At 70.7% G+C, this 17,492-nt stretch carries 10 protein-coding genes; 4 read left to right on the top strand and 6 right to left on the bottom strand.

Annotated elements, in window-relative coordinates:
* Positions 1-25: 25 nt before the first annotated feature.
* The gene (locus ACNPQM_RS30970) at positions 26-2,227 is read left to right on the top strand and encodes a bifunctional glycosyltransferase/CDP-glycerol:glycerophosphate glycerophosphotransferase (protein ID WP_418086563.1); all 2,202 of its coding nucleotides are present in this window, start codon (positions 26-28) and stop codon (positions 2,225-2,227) included.
* 76 nt (positions 2,228-2,303) lie between these two features.
* Here the strand turns inward: ACNPQM_RS30970 and ACNPQM_RS30975 are convergent, their stop codons facing one another.
* The 5 genes from ACNPQM_RS30975 to ACNPQM_RS30995 all read right to left on the bottom strand — a co-directional run bounded on the left by ACNPQM_RS30975 (position 2,304) and on the right by ACNPQM_RS30995 (position 11,420).
* On the bottom strand, positions 2,304-2,678 hold the full coding sequence (locus tag ACNPQM_RS30975; RefSeq protein ID WP_358859334.1) for a hypothetical protein: 375 nt from the start codon (positions 2,676-2,678) through the stop codon (positions 2,304-2,306).
* Between the two features lie 82 nt (positions 2,679-2,760).
* Positions 2,761-4,278, bottom strand: a complete 1,518-nt coding sequence (locus ACNPQM_RS30980) for a methyltransferase domain-containing protein (protein WP_418086564.1) — start codon at positions 4,276-4,278, stop codon at positions 2,761-2,763.
* Positions 4,279-4,308: 30 nt separating this feature from the next.
* Positions 4,309-5,550 carry a hypothetical protein gene (locus ACNPQM_RS30985; RefSeq protein WP_418086565.1) on the bottom strand — a complete coding sequence of 414 codons (1,242 nt, stop codon included), beginning with the start codon at positions 5,548-5,550 and terminating at the stop codon, positions 4,309-4,311.
* Positions 5,551-5,790: 240 nt separating this feature from the next.
* The gene (locus tag ACNPQM_RS30990) at positions 5,791-9,333 is read right to left on the bottom strand and encodes a CDP-glycerol glycerophosphotransferase family protein (protein WP_418086569.1); all 3,543 of its coding nucleotides are present in this window, start codon (positions 9,331-9,333) and stop codon (positions 5,791-5,793) included.
* Positions 9,334-9,428: 95 nt separating this feature from the next.
* Complete coding sequence (locus ACNPQM_RS30995; protein WP_418086566.1) at positions 9,429-11,420, bottom strand: bifunctional glycosyltransferase/CDP-glycerol:glycerophosphate glycerophosphotransferase; 1,992 nt, start codon at positions 11,418-11,420, stop codon at positions 9,429-9,431.
* A gap of 100 nt (positions 11,421-11,520) precedes the next feature.
* Between ACNPQM_RS30995 and ACNPQM_RS31000 the strand changes: the two genes are divergently transcribed.
* Positions 11,521-14,976 (top strand): bifunctional glycosyltransferase/CDP-glycerol:glycerophosphate glycerophosphotransferase, encoded by a 3,456-nt coding sequence (locus tag ACNPQM_RS31000; RefSeq protein ID WP_418086567.1) that lies wholly within the window; start codon positions 11,521-11,523, stop codon positions 14,974-14,976.
* On the opposite strand, the gene ACNPQM_RS31005 is transcribed toward ACNPQM_RS31000, so the two are convergent.
* Positions 14,963-15,571 carry a TetR/AcrR family transcriptional regulator gene (locus ACNPQM_RS31005; protein ID WP_358859339.1) on the bottom strand — a complete coding sequence of 203 codons (609 nt, stop codon included), beginning with the start codon at positions 15,569-15,571 and terminating at the stop codon, positions 14,963-14,965. The two genes, ACNPQM_RS31000 and ACNPQM_RS31005, sit on opposite strands and share 14 nt — an antisense overlap.
* A gap of 184 nt (positions 15,572-15,755) precedes the next feature.
* Here ACNPQM_RS31005 and ACNPQM_RS31010 point away from each other — a divergent pair, with 184 nt between their 5' ends.
* Positions 15,756-16,670: an ABC transporter permease gene (locus ACNPQM_RS31010; RefSeq protein WP_418086570.1), complete on the top strand. Its 915-nt coding sequence runs from the start codon at positions 15,756-15,758 to the stop codon at positions 16,668-16,670.
* 4 nt (positions 16,671-16,674) lie between these two features.
* Positions 16,675-17,454: an ABC transporter ATP-binding protein gene (locus ACNPQM_RS31015; protein ID WP_418086571.1), complete on the top strand. Its 780-nt coding sequence runs from the start codon at positions 16,675-16,677 to the stop codon at positions 17,452-17,454.
* Positions 17,455-17,492: the final 38 nt, after the last annotated feature.

Raw genomic sequence — 17,492 nt, forward strand, 5'->3', positions numbered from 1 at the left:
TGCCAGTGACCGAGAAAGAGCGCGTATGCCCCGACTGAGTGTCATCATCCCCGTCCGTCGCGCCCGCGGACATCTGCGCGAGTGCCTGGAGTCGGTGCTCTCGCAGTCGTTCACGGACATCGAGGTGATCGGTGTCGAGGACGGAGCACCGGACGGCTCGGGGCTGCTGCTCGACGAGTTCGCCGCCCGGGACGACCGGGTGCAGGCCGTCCGCCTCCCGGCGGACGGGGGTGCGGGCGCCGCCGGTCGGCGCAACGCCGGGGCGGAGCGGGCGCTCGGCGACTACTTCCTCTTCCTGGAGGGCAACTTCGTCCTGTTGCCTGGCGCGTTGCAGGCCGTCGCCGACCGGCTCGATGCCACGGGCGACCCGGACCTGTTGCTGTTCGGCCACCACAAGCGGCCGTTCCGCGGCCGCTCCCAGCCGACCCGGTCGCTGGAGTTGCTGCGCGAACTGCCCGCGGGCCTGCTCACCCTTGCCGGGCATTCCGGGCTTCTCGACATCGCCCCGGTCTCCTGGAACCGGGCCGTGCGCCGCAGCCTCCACGAATCGGAGAAGCTGGCCTTCGGACCGGGACAGCACGGAGAGCGGATGTACGCGCTCCAGACGCTGGCCGCCGCCGCATCGGTCGCCGTTCTCCCGCTCGCCTGTGTCGAACACCGCCAACAGCGCCGTCTGCCGGACCTTGCCGACGAGTCGGAGCCGACGGACGGCACGACACCGCTCCAGCTCGTGGAGGCATACGCCGGGCTGATGACGTTCCTCCGGGAACGGCCGGTGCTGCACCCGCTGCGCGCCCTGCTCTTCGACCGGGCCGCCCAGGAACTCCTCGGCGGGTATCCGTCGGTGAAGCGGCGGCGCAGGCGGTACGTACGGTCGGTGGCCGCGTTCCACCGTACGCACCGGCCCGAGGGGCACCGGTTCCCCGGCGGCGCCCAGGGACTGCGGCCGCGGCTGATCGGCGCCGGCCGGTACGTGGCACTCGGCGCCCTCGACACCGTGCTCGCCCTGCGCCGGGGTGCGCGCTACGCACCCGCCGTACTCCGCGCGCAGGCCAAGCGCACGCTGTCCGCGCGCTACTACTGGTGGCAGCGCAGGCGCCCGCTCGACCGCGGGCTCGCCGTCTACACCGCGTACTGGAACCGCGGCGTCAGCTGCAATCCGGAAGCGATCTTCCGCAAGGCCCAGGAGCTGGCTCCCGGAGTGCGCGGGGTGTGGGTGGTCTCGAAGAACCAGGTGAACGCGGTGCCGCCCGGCATCGACCACGTGGTGCCGGGGACCCGCCGCTACTGGGCGCTGCTGGCCCGTGCCACGTACTTCTTCAACAACGTCAACTTCCCCGACCACCTGGTCAAACGCCCAGGCCAGATCCATGTCATGACCCATCACGGCACCCCACTGAAGATCATGGGCCTGGATCAGATGGAGTATCCGGCGGCGGCGCAGGGCCTGAACTTCGACCGGCTGCTCCAGCGGGTCGACCGGTGGAACTGGAGCATCTCCGCCAACCCGCACTCCACGGAGGTGTGGGCCCGCGCCTACCCGAGCGCCGCGCGCTCGCTGGAATCCGGCTACCCGCGCAATGACGTCCTGACGACCGCCACGGGCGCACAGATCGCGACGATCCGCGCCGGGCTCGGTATCCGGCCCGGGCAGCGCGCCGTGCTGTACGCGCCGACGCACCGCGACTACGAGGCGTCGTTCACCAGCCGGATCGATCTGGAACGGCTCGCCGATGCGCTCGGCCCGGGCACCGTGATCATGGTCCGCGCGCACTACTTCTACGACGGTGCCGGGCTGCCGGACCGTCCGACGCTCCTCGATGTCTGCGACCACCCGCGGATCGAGGAGCTGTGCCTGGCGGCCGACGCGTTGGTGACGGACTACTCGTCGGTGATGTTCGACTACGCGGCGCTGGACCGCCCGATCGTGGTGCACGCCCCGGACTGGGAGACGTACCGCACGGTCCGCGGGGTCTGCTTCGATCTGCTGTCCGGGGCGCCGGGCGACACCCCGGGGGCGGTCTCCACCAGTACGGAGGAGCTGGCCCGGATCTTCCTCGACGGCAGCTGGAACAGCACGGAGAACGGGGCGCTGCGGGCGGCGTTCCGGGCGCGGTTCTGTCCGTACGACGACGGGCACGCGGCGGAGCGGGTGGTGCAGGCGGTGCTGCTGGGGGAACCGGCAGCGGCCCGCGGGCGTGTGCCGTCGATCGCCGGGCGGGCTTGATCGTCCCGCCCGGCGAGGGGGTCCCTCCCATGCCCTGAGGGCCTCACAAAATGGAAGCCCGGCCCCGGGATGCGCCTCAGCGTTGCTGGCCCGCCATGACCGTCGCGAGGCCGATGACGACGAGCAGCGAGCCGCCCCAGGTCCACATCGAGGTCCGCTCGTGCAGCACCGTCGATCCGGCCATCACGATCAGCAGGTAGCCGAGTGCGTTGAACGGGTACGCGATGCTGAGCGGCACCCTGGCCAGTGTCGCCATCCAGGCGAGCGCGGAGACCGCGAAGACGACCAGCCCGAGGACGACCCACGGGCTGGTCGCGGCGCGGATCGCGAGCGATCCCCCGTCGCGCCCGGCCGTCGCCGCGGCACCCTTCATCCCGTGTTTGAGCATGATCTGGCCGCCCGCCGACGCGAACACGGCGAACAGGAGCAGCGTCAGACTGGGCAGGGTCAAGGTCTTGCTCCTGACTGCGGGGGCGGGCGGCGGCCCGGGAGCGCGTGAGGGGGCGGGCACGGAGGCGGCGGGAGCCGCGGTCTCAGACCCCGACCCGGTCGGCAGAGACGTACTGTCGGTTGAGGATGTCCTGAACATCGACGTGCTCTCCAGCGATGATCGTCTCGGCCGCATGCGGGGTGAGCAGTGCGACGTGCTGATAGCCGAACAGCGTCGGCCGGATCCGGGTCAGCAGCTTCGAGAGCCCGCTGAGGATCGCGGGGAGGGGGCCTCGGCCGCCGAGGAGGGACCAGAACGGCGCCCCGGTGGAGGCGATGCCGAGGACGTCGTAGCCCGCGTTCCGGACGGTGCGGCGCAGGCTGGCCCGGGTGAAGAAACGCAGATGCGTTTCGTCGAGGATGCCGCGCCGGTCGTAGTCGAAGATCCCGAGCGCGACCCGCAGCCGTGAGTACCAGTGGCTGAAGTTCGGTACGGAGAGAAGTACCTGGCCGCCCGGCCGCAGCACGGTCGCCACCTCGGAGAGGACACTCTCGGGGCGGGAAAGGTGCTCGATGACATCGCCGGCGACCACATAGTCGAAGCCGGCGCCGATCTCGGCGGGCAGCCCCTCCTCCAGGTTCGCGAGATGGAAGTGTGTGCACTTCTCGCGGACCCCCGGCACCTCGATGTAGTCGACGCCGGTCACCTCGTGGCCGAGGGCTTCGAGGCGCTGGGCGAACAGCCCGCCGGAACAGCCGAGATCGAGCACCCGGCCGGGCGGGAGCGCCCGCATCTTCTCCAGGATGACGGCGTGCGAGGAGCCGTCGCCCTCCTTGAAGGCGTACTCGACCGGCTTGGGGATCCAGGCGCAGGTGCCGAATCCCTTGACGGCGAGGCGGTATTCGAGGACGTCCTTGATGACATCCTTCGCGTACTTCATGCCGTTGACGTAGCAGATCTCGTCGCCGTAGTACGTCGGTACGGGGATCTCCTTGATCCGCATTCCTTCGTTGAGCAGCTGGACGATGATCTGTGTGTCGAAGTCGAACGCGTCGGTGTTCCGGCCGATCGGCAGTTTCTTGAGCGCCTCGACGCTGTAGGCGCGGTAGCCGGAGTGGAATTCGGTGAGCTGCGAGCCGAGGAGCCCGTTCTCCAGCCGGGTGAGAATGCGGTTGCCGAGCCATTTGTACATCGGCATGCCGCCCTTCAGGGCGCTGCCGGACTTCATCATCCGCGATCCGAACACGGCTTCGCATTCGCCGCGTTCAATGGGGTCGACCATGTCGGGAAGCAATTCTGGGGCGTACTGTCCGTCGGCGTGCAGCAGCACGATGATGTCGAGTCCGTGTTCGGCGGCCAGCGCGTATCCGGCCTTCTGGTTCCCGCCGTATCCGAGGTTCTTGGTGTGCCGCATCACGACGGTCCGGGGCATCCCCTCCGTCTGGGACCAGCGGCATCCTGCGGTGAAGGTCGCGTCATGGCTCGCGTCGTCGAGAATGAGGACCTCCGAGATCCGGGACCGGAAATCCTCCGGAATGCGGTCGAGAGTGTTCTCCAGTGTCGTCTCGGCGTTGTACGCGACCACCAGGATGCCGATCCTGGGGCTGGTGCTTTCCTTCACGAAAGGTTCTCCAGTTGTGCTCGGGTGTGGTCAGTTGCCGGCGGAACCGGACGGCTGTGAGGCACGGGGCGCCGTGACCGACGCCCGTTCGGCGGAGGTCGACGAGGGCACGGTCGGCGGGGCGGCGAGGATCTTGCGAACGCCGATGACCAGTCCGATCGCGAGCACGAACCACCCGGCGGCGGCGAGCTGCAGCACCGTTTCGCTCCAGCGCACGGCAGAGCGTCCCTGGTAGCCGAGGACGGCCGTCCAGCCGAGCAGGCAGCTGTATGCGAGTCCCTCCCAGAACCCGATGACGAACATCGCGGCTGCCGCCCAGGTCAGGTACTGGAGGGCGGAGGCGGTGGAGAGGAGGAGCAGCAGACCCATCGTCACGGCGACGGCCACGGGCAGCTGCGCGGGCCGCACCCAGGCCAGCCAGACACCGACGGACACGCAGATCAGCACGAAGAGGAAGTGGCCCTCGCCGCGGATGAAGGCGATGAACGACTCCGGCAGACCGAGCACATCGGCGAACCGGACGAGCCCCCAGAGACGGTAGTTGCCGCCCGCGTACTCCAGGACGTTCTCCTTGAGGTTCTCCGGCACGGTCACCAGGACCGGTCCCCAGACGAGGGCGACCAGGGCGGTGAACCCCGCGGTGAAGCGGACGAACGCCGGCCGACCGCCGCGCAGCGCGACGACGAACAGCGCGGGGATCACCACGACAGGGATGAACTTGACGCTGATGGAGAGCGCGGCGGCCACCCCCGCGGCCAGCGGCGCCTTCCGGTCGGCCAGCAGATACCCGGCGGCGAGGACGAAGGTGATGGCGACCGCATCGGTGTTGCCGTGGTACCCGGAGGTGGCGATCAGCACGGGGCTGAGGGCCACGCCCGCTCCGCAGGCGACCGCGGTACGGAGAGAGCCGCGCCGCCGGACGATTTCGAACACAACGAGCGCGCAGAAGAAGTCGGCGATCGAGGCAGGTGATCGGATCAGAGTCCCGAACGGAATTCCGAGTTGGGCGAGTTCGTTCAACCCGAGAAGCATCCATCCGGCCAGCGGCGGATGGTTGTAGACAGGCAGGTCGGGCAGCGGCTGCTCATAAATGCGAATGGGGCCGTAAACAGTGATGGCCTTTGCGAAACCTTGGAAGATGCGCACGTCGGCGGGGCCCGGCGTGTTTGCCGCGATCAGCATTCTGACGAGCAGCCCGACGGCTGCGGTGACGAGCACGACAGCTCTTGCGCGTCGTACGCTCCAGGTGTCGCACCACATTCGGATACCCATGAAAACAGAACGTAGCAACCAGAGGCCGCTATACAGCGCACCGATCAACATACTTAAGCGGGGTGAGAATCGATTCCCTGCTCAACAGCACCCGCACCGGATGGCGCGAATCACTCGAACGGTTTATGCAGCCTGCATTCCCACGAGCCCGTTCGCGATCACCGCCGCTTCACCGCCGAGCCCGGTGCCGGTCCCCCGGGCTACGGGGGGGACCGGCACCGGCGAACACCGCTGCGCCGCCTACAGCATCCGGTCGACCACCCGCTGCGCCGCGCGCCCGTCGTCGAGATCGCAGAAGTCCCGCCGAAATGCCTCGTACGCCTGCGCGTGTCCCGCGGTGGCCCGGACCGGATCACGCAGCGCCTCGACGAGACCGGCGGAGTCCGGGATCAGCGGACCGGGGGCGCGGTTCTCGAAGTCGAAACAGAAGCCGCGCAGGGTGTCGCGGTAGTGGGCCAGGTCGTACGTGTGGAACAGCATCGGGCGTCCGGTCTGCGCGAAGTCGAACATCAGCGAGGAGTAGTCGGTGACCAGCGCGTCACTGATCAGCATCAGCTCGCCGACGTCCCCGTAGCGCGAGACGTCCCGCACGAAGCCGCTCCCGGTGTCCGGGAGCCGGTCGGTGACCAGATAGTGGCGGCGCACCAACAGCACGCTGTCGGAGCCTAGTTCGCGTTCGGCGGCCACCAGATCGAGCTGAAGGTCCAGGGCATACCTGCCGCCACCCTGCGGCCGGTCCTCGCGCCAGGTCGGCGCGTACAGCACGACCCGTCTGCCCGGGGGGATCCCCAGCCGCTCCCGCACCGAGGCGGCCACCTTGGTGCGGTCCGGGGCGTGGAAGAGGTCGTTGCGGGGGTAGCCGCACTCCAGCATCTCCCCCCGGTAGCCGAAGGAGCGCCGCAGTACGGGGGTGGAGAAGCTGTTCGGGGAGACGAGGACGCTCCACTGACGTGCGCGCTGTTCAATGGTGGCGATGTAGGCGGCGTTGGCCTGAGCGGTGCCCGCGAGGTCGAGGCCGATGCGCTTGAGGGGGACGCCGTGCCAGGTCTGCACGACGGTCTGGCCCGCGCGCCGTTCGAACCAATCGGGCAGCTGGGTGTTGGTGACGATGTGGCGGCTGCGGGCCAGCGCCTCGTGCCAGGCCGCGGAGCCGTGGATGACGGCGGTGGCGCTCGCCGGGATGCGGGCCTGCTGATCACGGACGACCCACAGGTGCTCGAATTCGGTCGTACGATCGGCCAGTTCCTCGTAGATCGCCCGCGGTGAGTCGGAGAACTGGCGGCCGTCGAAGCTGCTGTAGAGCACGGCCTCGCGCAGGGGTACCGCCGTGCGCTGCCGTCCGTACGCCTCGCGCAGCAGCCGCTTGCCGCGGACACCGCGTTCGGCGGCGGTGAGCACCGACGCACAGTCGATGAGCAGCTGGTCGTGGTAGCGCCGCTCGATGACGTACCGACGCCCCGCGAGGGTTCGCGTGGCGGGGAGGGTGCGGTGGGCGGCGGCCGGGATGCGCAGCGGCAGGTCGAGCGCATCGTCGGTGGCGCCCTTCTCGCGGAGGAAGAGGTACCAGTGACCCTCGCCCAGCGGCAGTGCCCCGCCGGGTGCCTCGACGGCGTCGGGCCGCAGCTCGGCCCGGAACCGGCGCGCCTCGGCGGGCCCGGAGAGGGCCACCGGAAACACGGCCTCCTCCCGGTGTCCGCTGTGCCGGGCGACCAGCTCGACGGGGCGGTCCGGTTCGTCGGGGAAGGTGCCCTCCAGGAGCAGCAGGCCGTCCTCGGTCCAGCTCGCCAGCTCGCAGACGGGCTGTACGGTCCGGTCGCTGATCAGCAGATTGCCGCGGGAGCCGGCAGTGAGAGCGAGCTCCCGCCTGCCACCGTCCGCGCCGCGCGCGAGCGGGTAGCGGCCCGGCAGGACGGGACCCGGCACATCGATCGGTGTCCGGCGGCCGTCCGGTCCGACGAGGTGGAGGCTGTACGGGACGGTGCCCGCACCCGTGGGCGGCCGGGCGTCGGTCAGCGCGCCGAGCGGGATCTCGGCGGTGAAGCGCCGCCAGCCCGCCGCCGACGGCACGGCGCCCTCGTGGACCACTGCCGGACAGTCGAAGGAGGTGCCGGACGGCCGGTGGGTGAGGCCGATCCGCAACGGGCCCGTGCCGAGGCGGTCGCGGATCATGCCGTCGAACACCACGGTGCGGGTCCCGTCGCCCGCGTCACCCTCCCGGTGCGTCTCGAACCGGGCGTCGATCCGCTCGGCGTGCAGCACCAGCTTGCCGCTCTCGAAGGCGGGCACGATCCGGTGGTCGCCGTCCGGCCGGTACACGGGCGGCGGCGCCGCCGCCTCGTCGGTGGAGACGTCGGAGCGGCGCAGCATCCCGTGCCCGGCGATGCCGATTTCGAGCCGCCAGGTGAGCCGTTCGGCGGGGCCGCCGGGGTCGATCCGGAGCCTGGCCGGGTCGACGACCGTCTCGAAGCCGGACCGGTCGTAGTCGTGCAGGCTCTGCCGGGAGCGTGCGGTGGCCTCCGGCTCGTCGACGGTACGCAGCCGCAACGGCACCAGATGCCGTCGGCCGGCCCGCAGCCAGCCGGCCCGGAACTCGCTGCGCCGCGAGGCGGCGGGCAGGTTGCGGATGTAGGCGTACCCCTTGAGGTGGAGCTTTCCGCCCTTCCAGTGCGCCTCGCGCAGCCGGGCGGTGAGCGGCAGGTCCCGGTCGCCGACGCGCAGCACCGACCGCGGCACGGGCCGCGTCAGTCCCGGGTACGAGGCGCTGCGGCGCCGCACGCCCCGTACGACGAACGCGCCCGGTTCGGCCTTGTCGTGGGCGAGCAGCGCCAGCAGTTCGTCGGTGCGCCGTTCGCGTACGAGGTGCCACATCAGGCGCAGGCGCAGCGGCAGCCCGTCGAGGACGGTGGGGTCGACCTGGTCGGTGAACTCGTTGGCGTACGTGAGGAAGGCGCGGCGGTACTCGTCGTCGCCGTCGGGCAGCGCCTCCATGAAGTACCAGAGGTCGTTGGCGAGGACATGCGCCTCGTAGCGGCGCTTGTCGGCGGGGCTGCGGTGCTCGTCGAGAAAGGTGGAGACGCCCAGTACGTGCGAGGCCCGGTCCTGGATGCCGCGGACGACGGCGCGGCGGGCGGTGATCGAGCCCGCCCGGTCGCGCCAGTGGTAGACGGGGTCCTTGAGGACGTCGACGGTGCGGGCCAGGAAGTGGGCAGGGAGGACGACGGGAATGTCCTCGTAGAGGGAGCCGACCGGGAAGGCGAAGGCGTGCTCGTTCCAGAAGGACCGGCGGAAGACCTTGTTGCAGGCGATCCGGTCGGCGGCCAGGTCCCAGTCGCGGGAGATATGGGTGCGCAGCCGGGTGCTCGCCATGGGCTTGCGGAAGTTGGGCGACTGCTGGAGCTTGCCGGAGGCGCGCAGCCGGAGCACATTGCCGGACGCGAGGTCGGAGCCGGTCTCGTCGAGTGCGCCGACGAGGAGTTCGTACGCGCGGGGCGGGAGGGTGTCGTCGCTGTCCACGAAGGCGAGGTACGTACTGCCCGGGTCGCAGTTGCGGACGCCGGTGTTGCGGGCGTCCCCGAGTCCGCCGTTCTTCTGGCTGACCAGCCGGAAGCGGCTGTCCTGCGCGGCGAATGCGGCGGCCAGGGCGGCACTGTCGTCGGTGGACCCGTCGTCGACCATCACCACCTCCAGATCGGCCATGGTCTGCTCCGCGAGGGACTTCAGGCAGTCCGTCAGATAGAGCTCGACGTTGTGCACGGGGACGACGACACTGAGCCGTGGCGGCATGTTGAGCACGTCCGTTCATCGGGGGCCTGGCTGTCCGTACGGCTCAACCCCGTGAACGCCCGGGGGTCACCGGTTACGGCCTCGAACGTGTGACATTAGGCGCCGTCCAGGAACAGTCGCCGCACCACGCGTTCGGCGGCGCGCCCGTCGTCGTACGGACAGAACCGCTCCCGGAACGCGGCCCGGAGCGAGGCGGTCTCCGCCGACCGCCACTCCCCCGACCTGAACACCTCGAGCAGCTCGTCCTCGGTGGTGGCGACGGCGCCCGGGGTGTCGCCGGGGCGGCCGGACAGCAGGTCGAAGTAGGTGCCGCGCGAGGCCCGGTAGGCGGCCCAGTCCGGGGCGTAGCTGACGATCGGGCGGTCCAGGCAGGCGTAGTCGAACATCAGGGACGAGTAGTCGGTGATCAACACGTCGGAGGCGAGGCAGAGTTCCTCGACGGACGGATGCCCGGTCACATCGATCACACGGGCGCCGCGCAGCTCGGCGGAACGGCCGTAGAAGTAGTGGGCGCGCACCAGCACCACATGATCCGGACCGAGTTCGCGGGCGAGACGCTCCAGGTCGAGGCGGGGGACGAAGCCCTTGCGGTAGTCGCGGTGGGTCGGTGCGTACAAAAGTGCGGTCTGTCCGGGGGCGAGGGAGAGCCGGTCCCGGAGTTCGGCCCGCTGCTCGGCGGTGGTGGTGAAGAAGATGTCGTTGCGCGGGTAGCCGAGGTTCAGATGCTCGTACGAGGACGGGTAGACCCGGTCCCAGATCTCGGTGGTGTGCGGGTTGGCGGAGAGGGAGAAGTCCCATTGGTCGGCGTGGGCGACGATCTTCTCGAAGCTGATGCCGTTGGTGAGGGCCGGGAAGGGGCGCTGGTCGAGCCCCATGGTCTTGAGCGGGGTGCCGTGATGGGTCTGGAGGTAGACCTGGCCAGGGCGCTTGGTGAAGCCGCCGGGGAAGCTGGAGTTGTTGATCAGATACGTGGCGGTGGCCATGGCCCGCCAGTAGGCGCGGGAGCCTTCGATGACGTACGGGGTCCCGTGCTCCATCCGGTCGCGGTGGCGGGACGAGACGACCCAGACGCCCTGGACGTGCGGGGCGAGTTCGCGCGCCTTCGCGTGGATCGCGGCAGGGTTGCAGGCGACGCCCCGGTTCCAGTAGGCGCCGTACACGGCGAGGTGGGGGTCGAGCGGCCGGTACAGGTCGGTGCGGTAGGCGGCGCGCATGACGCGGGCGCGCAGCGTCTTCTTCCGGCGGCGCAGGGCCGCGGTGGTCCGGGCGCGCCGGTCGCGGGCGGCCTGCTGGGCACGGTGGGCGGTGTAGCTGCCGGGGAGGCCGGCGGCGCGGTGGAAGGCGGGGCGGTCGGGCGGAGCGATCCGGCCGGGGTCGGCGAGCACGGCGCGCAGATGGCGGGTGCGCGCCTCCTCGACCCGCGGGTCGTGGTCCGTCTCGGTGCGCAGCCGCTCGTACGCGTCGATGACCGCGAAGTGGTGGCGGCCGGGGGTGGTGGCGAAGGTGCCGGTGCGGCGGATGCGGTGGCGGACACAGATCCGGTCGAGCTCGGCGAGGGTGCCCGCGTCGGCGGCGAGGAGTTCGGCACGGTGGACGGGGAGGACGTCCTCGTAGGGTCCGTCGGTGAAGTGGAGGCCGTGCCCGGTCCAGAACTCCCGGCGGAAGAGCCGGTTGCGGACGGACGGGAGACCGTCGGCGGGCGCGGTGTCGCCCCACCAGTCGATGCGGTCGTGCCCGAGGAGCAGCACGTCGGGCTCGCTTCGGGCGAGCCGGTCGGCGATCGCTTCCGGTGCGCCCGGTCGCAGCAGGTCGTCCCCGTCGAGGAAGAGCAGATACGCGCCGCGCGCCTCAGCGGCCCCCGCGTCGCGGGCCGGTCCCGCACCACGACGGCCGGGAAGGCTCAACACCCTTGCCCTGTCGTCGCGTTCGGCGAACTCGGCGGCGATCTCGGCGCTGCCGTCCGTCGATCCGTCGTCGACGACGATCAGCTCCGTCCATGCGTCCGACCGATCGAGCACGGACTCCAGGGTCTCCCTGAGATATCCCTGAACGCGATGGACGGCCACGACGACACTGAGACGGAGCATGGCAGCCGAGCGTAACCGCGCACGGACCGCGCCGAATCACGTGTTCACCCGTTCGGGTCAGTGCCGGTGACCCGGGGCGTCCGCCCGGGTTGACCCGGGCATGAAGCCTCGTCTCAGTGTCGTCGTCCCCGTCCACAACGTCGAGGAGTATCTGGAGCCATGCCTGCAGTCGGTGGCCGAGCAGTCCGTCGACGCCATCGAGGTGGTGCTCGTCGACGACGGCTCGACGGACGGCAGCACGGCGATCGCCGAGGCCTTCGCCACCCAGGACCGGCGCTTCCGCTATGTCCGCCAGCCCAATGCGGGGCTGAGCGCGGCCCGTAACGCGGGGGTGCGGCACACCACCCCCGGTGTCCCGTATCTGGCGTTCGCCGACAGCGACGACATCGTCGTCCACGACGCGTACGAGCGGATGCTGGCATCGCTGGAGTCGACCGGATCGGACCTGGCGACCGGCAATGTCTGGCGGCTGACCGAGCAGGGCAGGCAGCAGGCCTGGCAGTACCGCTGGCTGACCGGGACCCGCGCCCGCACCCACATCAGCCGAGATCCCCGGCTGCTCGCCGACCGGGTCGCCTGGAACAAGGTGTTCCGGCGTTCGTTCTGGGACCGGCACTCCTTCGTCTTTCCGGAGGGGAAGCTCTACGAGGACACCCCGGTGATGATCCCCGCGCACTTCCTCGCCGGTTCCGTCGACGTACTGCACGAGCATGTCTACTACTGGCGGGTGCGGGAGGGTTCGATCACCCGGCGGCGTACGGATGTGAAGGGCGTACGGGACCGGATCGAGGCCTGCGAGCAGGTCAGCGCGTTTCTCGGCGGACGGGAGGCTGACAGGGCCGCGCGCCGTCGCTACGACGCCTCCTGCCTGCGCGACGACTTCGTGTACTTCCTGGAGGGGCTGCCGATGGGCGGTCCCGAGTACCGGGACGCGTTCATGGCCGGTGCGGGTGCGTTCCTCGACCGTGCGGGGCCGGCGGTCCTCGACGAGCTGCCCGTGGAGCTGCGGATCAAGTGGCAGCTGGTGCGGGAGCGCAGGACGGCCGAGCTGCTGTCGGTACTCGCCTTCGAACGGGCCAATGGCGCGGGGACGTTCGCGGTCACCGGCGTGCCGGGACGGCGGCGGGCGTCCTTCCCCGGCGTGCCGGAGAGCGCCCGCCCGACCAGGACCGATCTCCCCGCGGTCGCGCGGCTGCTCGGGGCCGAGTGGGGCGGCGACGGGAAGCTCCGGCTGCGCGGATACGCGTACATCCGGAATCTGTCGGCCTCGGCGCCGCGCCACTCGCTGAAGATGGGGATGGTGCGCGCGGCCCGCGGCACACAGCTGCGGAACGTACCGGTGCGGACCGTTCCCGCTCCTGAGGCGACCATCGACTCCGGCCAGGAGCTGCACAGTTATGACCGGTCCGGCTTCGAGCTGGTCCTGGACCCGAGGCGGCTGCGGCCGGGGAGCTGGCTGGTCGGCGTGATCGTCGCCGGGCACGGTGTGGTGCGGCGCGTCGCGGTACGGGCCGTGGAGGCGGGTGCGGTCCAGCCGCTGGTCCACGACCTGGGCGACGGGCGGCGGGCGGTGCTCGACTACCGGGGCGGGCGGCTGCAGCTGACCGTGGCGCAGCTGCCCGCCCGGTGCGAGGCCCATCGCGCCGGGGAAGAGCTGGAGTTGACGGGCCGGCTGTACGGGGGTGCGCGGCCGAAGTCGCTGGTGCTGACGTGCGACGGGGCGCGGCAGGGCGAGTACCGCTACCCGTTCGAGTGCCGGGCCGGCGAACGCTTCACGGTACGGATCCCCCTCGCCGACCTCGCCCGGATGGCGGACGCACCCGGCCCGCCGCACCGGGCACCGCGCGAGGTCGAGGCGGAACCCGGCGGGCGGTGGCAGGCACGGCTGATCCTTGCGGACGGCTCCCGGGTGCCGCTCCCCGCCGCACCGGACCTGCCGCTTCCGGCGCTCGCCGACACGAAGGGCGAACTGGTCCTGGATCTGACCGGGCAGCCGGTCGTGGACCGGGCCGAGTGGACGGCGGACGGGGCACTGCGCCTGGAGGGCGCGGCAGGTCCGGCGGAGAACGCACCTCCGCTCGTACTGCGGCATGATGCGCTGCGCGAGACGGTGACCGTCCCGGTGGCGTACGAAGAGACGCCCAGGGGCCGGCGCGAGGCAGGCCGTTTCACCGCGTTCCTCGCTCCTTCGGTCGCAGCGGGTCTGCACGAGGGGCACTGGGAATCACATCTGGGCGGGCTGCCCGTCCGGGTACTGACCGCGCTCACCGCGCGGCTGCCGCTCCGCAGGTGGGGCGAACCCACTGGCTCTGCCCGGGAGTTCACTCTCGACCGCCGGCACGGCGACCGGCTGACCGTGCACGCGGGCCCGGTCCTCGCACCCGTCGAACGGGGCGCGTACCGCCAGGCCGCCCTGCGTGGCACGTACTACCCGGCGCAGCGCACCCTGCCGCTGCGCGACACCGTTCTGTACACCGGAGGTGACTCCCCGCGCGCCGTCCACCGCGAACTCGTGCGCCGAGGCGTGGAGTTCGAGCACCTCTGGGTGACGGACGGGCGGCAGGGGCACCTCCCGCCCACCGCCGTGCCGGTCGTCGAGCACAGCACCGCCTGGTACGAGGCCCTGGCGCGGGCGCGCCGGATCGTCACCGCCGACCAGTTCCCCGAGTGGTTCGAGCGGCGCCCCGGGCAGACGGTCGTGCAGACCTGGCACGGTGCCCCGCTCGGCCGCTTCGGCACGGACCTCACCGGCTCCCTCTACGCCGACCACCGCCACCTGGCGTCCCTGCCGCACCGCGCCGCCCAGTGGTCCGTCCTGGTCTCCCCCAGCAGCTGGGCCACCCCCCACCTGCGCCGCGCGCTCGCCTACGACGGCGAGGTCCTGGAGGCCGGCTCACCCGCCAACGATCTGCTCTTCGCCGCCGACCGGGAGAAGACCGCCGAGCGGGTACGGCGAAGGCTCGGCATCCCGGCCGGGCGCCAGGTGGTGCTGTACGCACCGACCTACCGGGCCCACCTGGCCCATGCGGCCGCCGACGCCGGATCCCACCGCTGTCGCTGGGATCCGGCCCTCGACCCCTCGGCCCTGTCGGAGGCGCTCGGCAACACCCACACCGTGCTGGTGCGCAGGCATCCGCGGGTGACCGGCTCCGTGCCCGACGGCCCCCTCGTACGCGACGTGTCCGCGCACCCGGACACCGCCGAGCTACTGCTGATCGCCGATGTCCTGGTCACCGACTACGCGGGGCTGATGTTCGACTTCGCGCACACCGGCCGGCCCATGCTTTTCCACACGTACGACCTGGAGCACTACCGCGACACCGTGCGCGGCTTCTGCCTCGACTTCGAGACCCGTGCCCCCGGCCCGCTGCTCGTCGGGACGGAGGAAATCGCCCGGGCGCTGCGCAACCCCGGCGCCCTGGCCGCGTCGGCACAGCGGCATGCGGAGGCCTACCGGAGCTTCCGCAGGGACTTCTGCGACCTGGACGACGGCGGGGCGGCAGCCAGGGTCGTGGACCGACTGCTGGCGGCAGAGGGGGCGGTCAGTTCTTCTTGAGGGCGGCGACCGCCGAGGCGGCGAGATCGTCCAGGTACCCCTTGGGCAGCTCGCCGCGGACGACCGCGAGCCGCCAGTAGAGCGGTCCGACGATCAGGTCCAGCGCACGGTCGGGGTCGCTGCCCTCGGGCAGCTCGCCGCGGGCGACGGCGTCCCGGACGACCACGGCAGCGACGCCCTGCTGCGGGTCCAGCAGGGCCGCCTTGATCGTGTCCGAGATCTCCGGGTTGCGTGCCGACTCGACCAGCAGGTCCGGGATGACCTGCGAGGCGACGGGGTGACGCAGCGCGTAGGCGGCCAGTTGCAGGACGGCGCGAACGTCCCCGTACAGCGAACCGGTGGCCGGGGCCGGCATGCCCTGGACCGCGACGGCGGAGACCAGGTCGAGAACCAGCGCCAGCTTGGACTTCCAGCGGCGGTAGACGGCGGTCTTGCCGACGCCCGCGCGCCGGGCGATGCCCTCGATCGACATCCGGGCGAAGCCGACCGCCGCCAGTTCCTCGAAGACGGCGCTGCGAATGGCATCGGTGACGTCCTCGCGCAGCACAGCGGCTCCGGCGGGGACGCGACGGCGGGTTCCCGGGTCGGTGGTCATGGCCAGAATGATAGTCCGTAACGACGAAACGGTTGCGTTGCGACGTATTCGCGTCCTACCCTCGACGTAGCGACGATACGGTTCCGTTCCGGCGATCGCGATTGTTCCTGCACTCCCGTCGAAAGCGATCGTGGTGAGCCAGACAACAGCCTCAGCGACCCCGCCGGCCACATCCGCCCAGGCGGTGACCGATGCGGTCCCCGCCGACGCGCTCCACCCGGTGTACGAACCGGGCGAGCTCGCGGCGCTCGCGTCCCGGTACGGGCTGACCGTGAGCGGCGCCCGGCCGACCCTGGGCGCCTACATCCGGCAGCTGTGGGGGCGCAGGCACTTCATCACGGCGTTCGCCACCGCCAAGCTCACTGCCCAGTACAGCCAGGCGAAGCTCGGCCAGATCTGGCAGATCATGACCCCGCTGCTCAACGCGACGGTCTACTACTTCATCTTCGGCGTCCTGATGAACACGAAGCGCAACGTCGAGGACTTCGTGCCGTTCCTCGTCACGGGCGTCTTCATCTGGACCTTCACCAGCAGCTCGATCACTGCGGGCACCCGCGCGATCAGCGGCAACCTCGGCCTCGTACGGGCCCTGCACTTCCCGCGCGCCTCGCTGCCGATCGCCCTGGCTCTGCAGCAGCTTCAGCAGCTGCTGTTCTCGCTGGGTGCGCTGGTGCTGATCCTCATCGGGTTCGGGCAGTTCCCGCGGCCGTCCTGGCTGCTGGCCGTTCCGGCACTCTTCCTGCAGTCCGTGTTCAACACCGGCGTCTCGATGGTGGTGGCACGGCTGGCCGCCCGGACCCCGGACATCGCCCAGCTGATGCCGTTCATCCTGCGCACCTGGATGTACGCCTCCGGCGTCATGTGGAGCATCGACGCACTGCTCAAGGGAGACCGGGTCCCGCACTTCGTGAAGGTCGCGCTGGAGTGCAATCCGGCCGCCGTCTTCATCGACCTGATGCGGTTCGCCCTGATCGACAGTTTCAGCGGGTCCCAGCTGCCCCCGCATGTATGGGCCGTCGCCGCGGGCTGGGCGCTCGTGTGCGGCATCGGCGGCTTCGTGTACTTCTGGAAGGCCGAGGAGCTGTACGGACGTGGCTGAGAACATGAATGGCACCGACGAGCGGGTCCCGACCGTCGTCGTCGACGACGTCCACATCACGTACAAGGTCAATGGCGCCCGTACCGGAAGGGGCAGCGCCACCTCCGCCCTCAGCCGGATCGCCTCGCGGCGGCAGGCCCCCGGAGTGCGCGAGGTGCACGCGGTGAAGGGCGTCAGTTTCGCCGCGTACAAGGGCGAGGCGATCGGCCTGATCGGCTCCAACGGCTCCGGGAAGTCGACGCTGCTGAAGGCGATCGCAGGTCTGCTGCCACCGTCGAAGGGCCGGGTCCACACCCAGGGCCAGCCGTCGCTGCTCGGGGTCAACGCGGCCCTGATGAGCGATCTGACCGGCGAGCGGAACGTCATCCTGGGCGGGCTCGCGATGGGCATGACCCGCGAGGAGATCCGCGAGCGCTACGAGCAGATCGTCAACTTCTCCGGCATCAACGAGAAGGGCGATTTCATCACCCTCCCGATGCGGACGTATTCCTCGGGCATGGGCGCCCGGCTGCGCTTCTCCATCGCCGCCGCCAAGAGCCATGACGTCCTGCTGATCGACGAGGCGCTGTCCACGGGCGACGCCAAGTTCCAGCGGCGCAGCAAGGAGCGCATCATCGAGCTGCGCAAGGAAGCGGGCACGGTCTTCCTGGTCAGCCACAGCAACAAGTCGATCACCGAGACCTGCGACCGGGCGATCTGGCTGGAGGCGGGGACGCTGCGGATGGACGGTCCGGCAGAGGACATCGTCGCCGCGTACGAGAAGTTCACCACCGCCAAGAAGTAGCGGACGCGAACGGAAGGGGGCGCCCCGGGCCGAAAGCC

It is taken from the genome of Streptomyces sp. NPDC056231, assembly GCF_048270745.1.
Classification (GTDB): Bacteria; Actinomycetota; Actinomycetes; order Streptomycetales; family Streptomycetaceae; genus Streptomyces.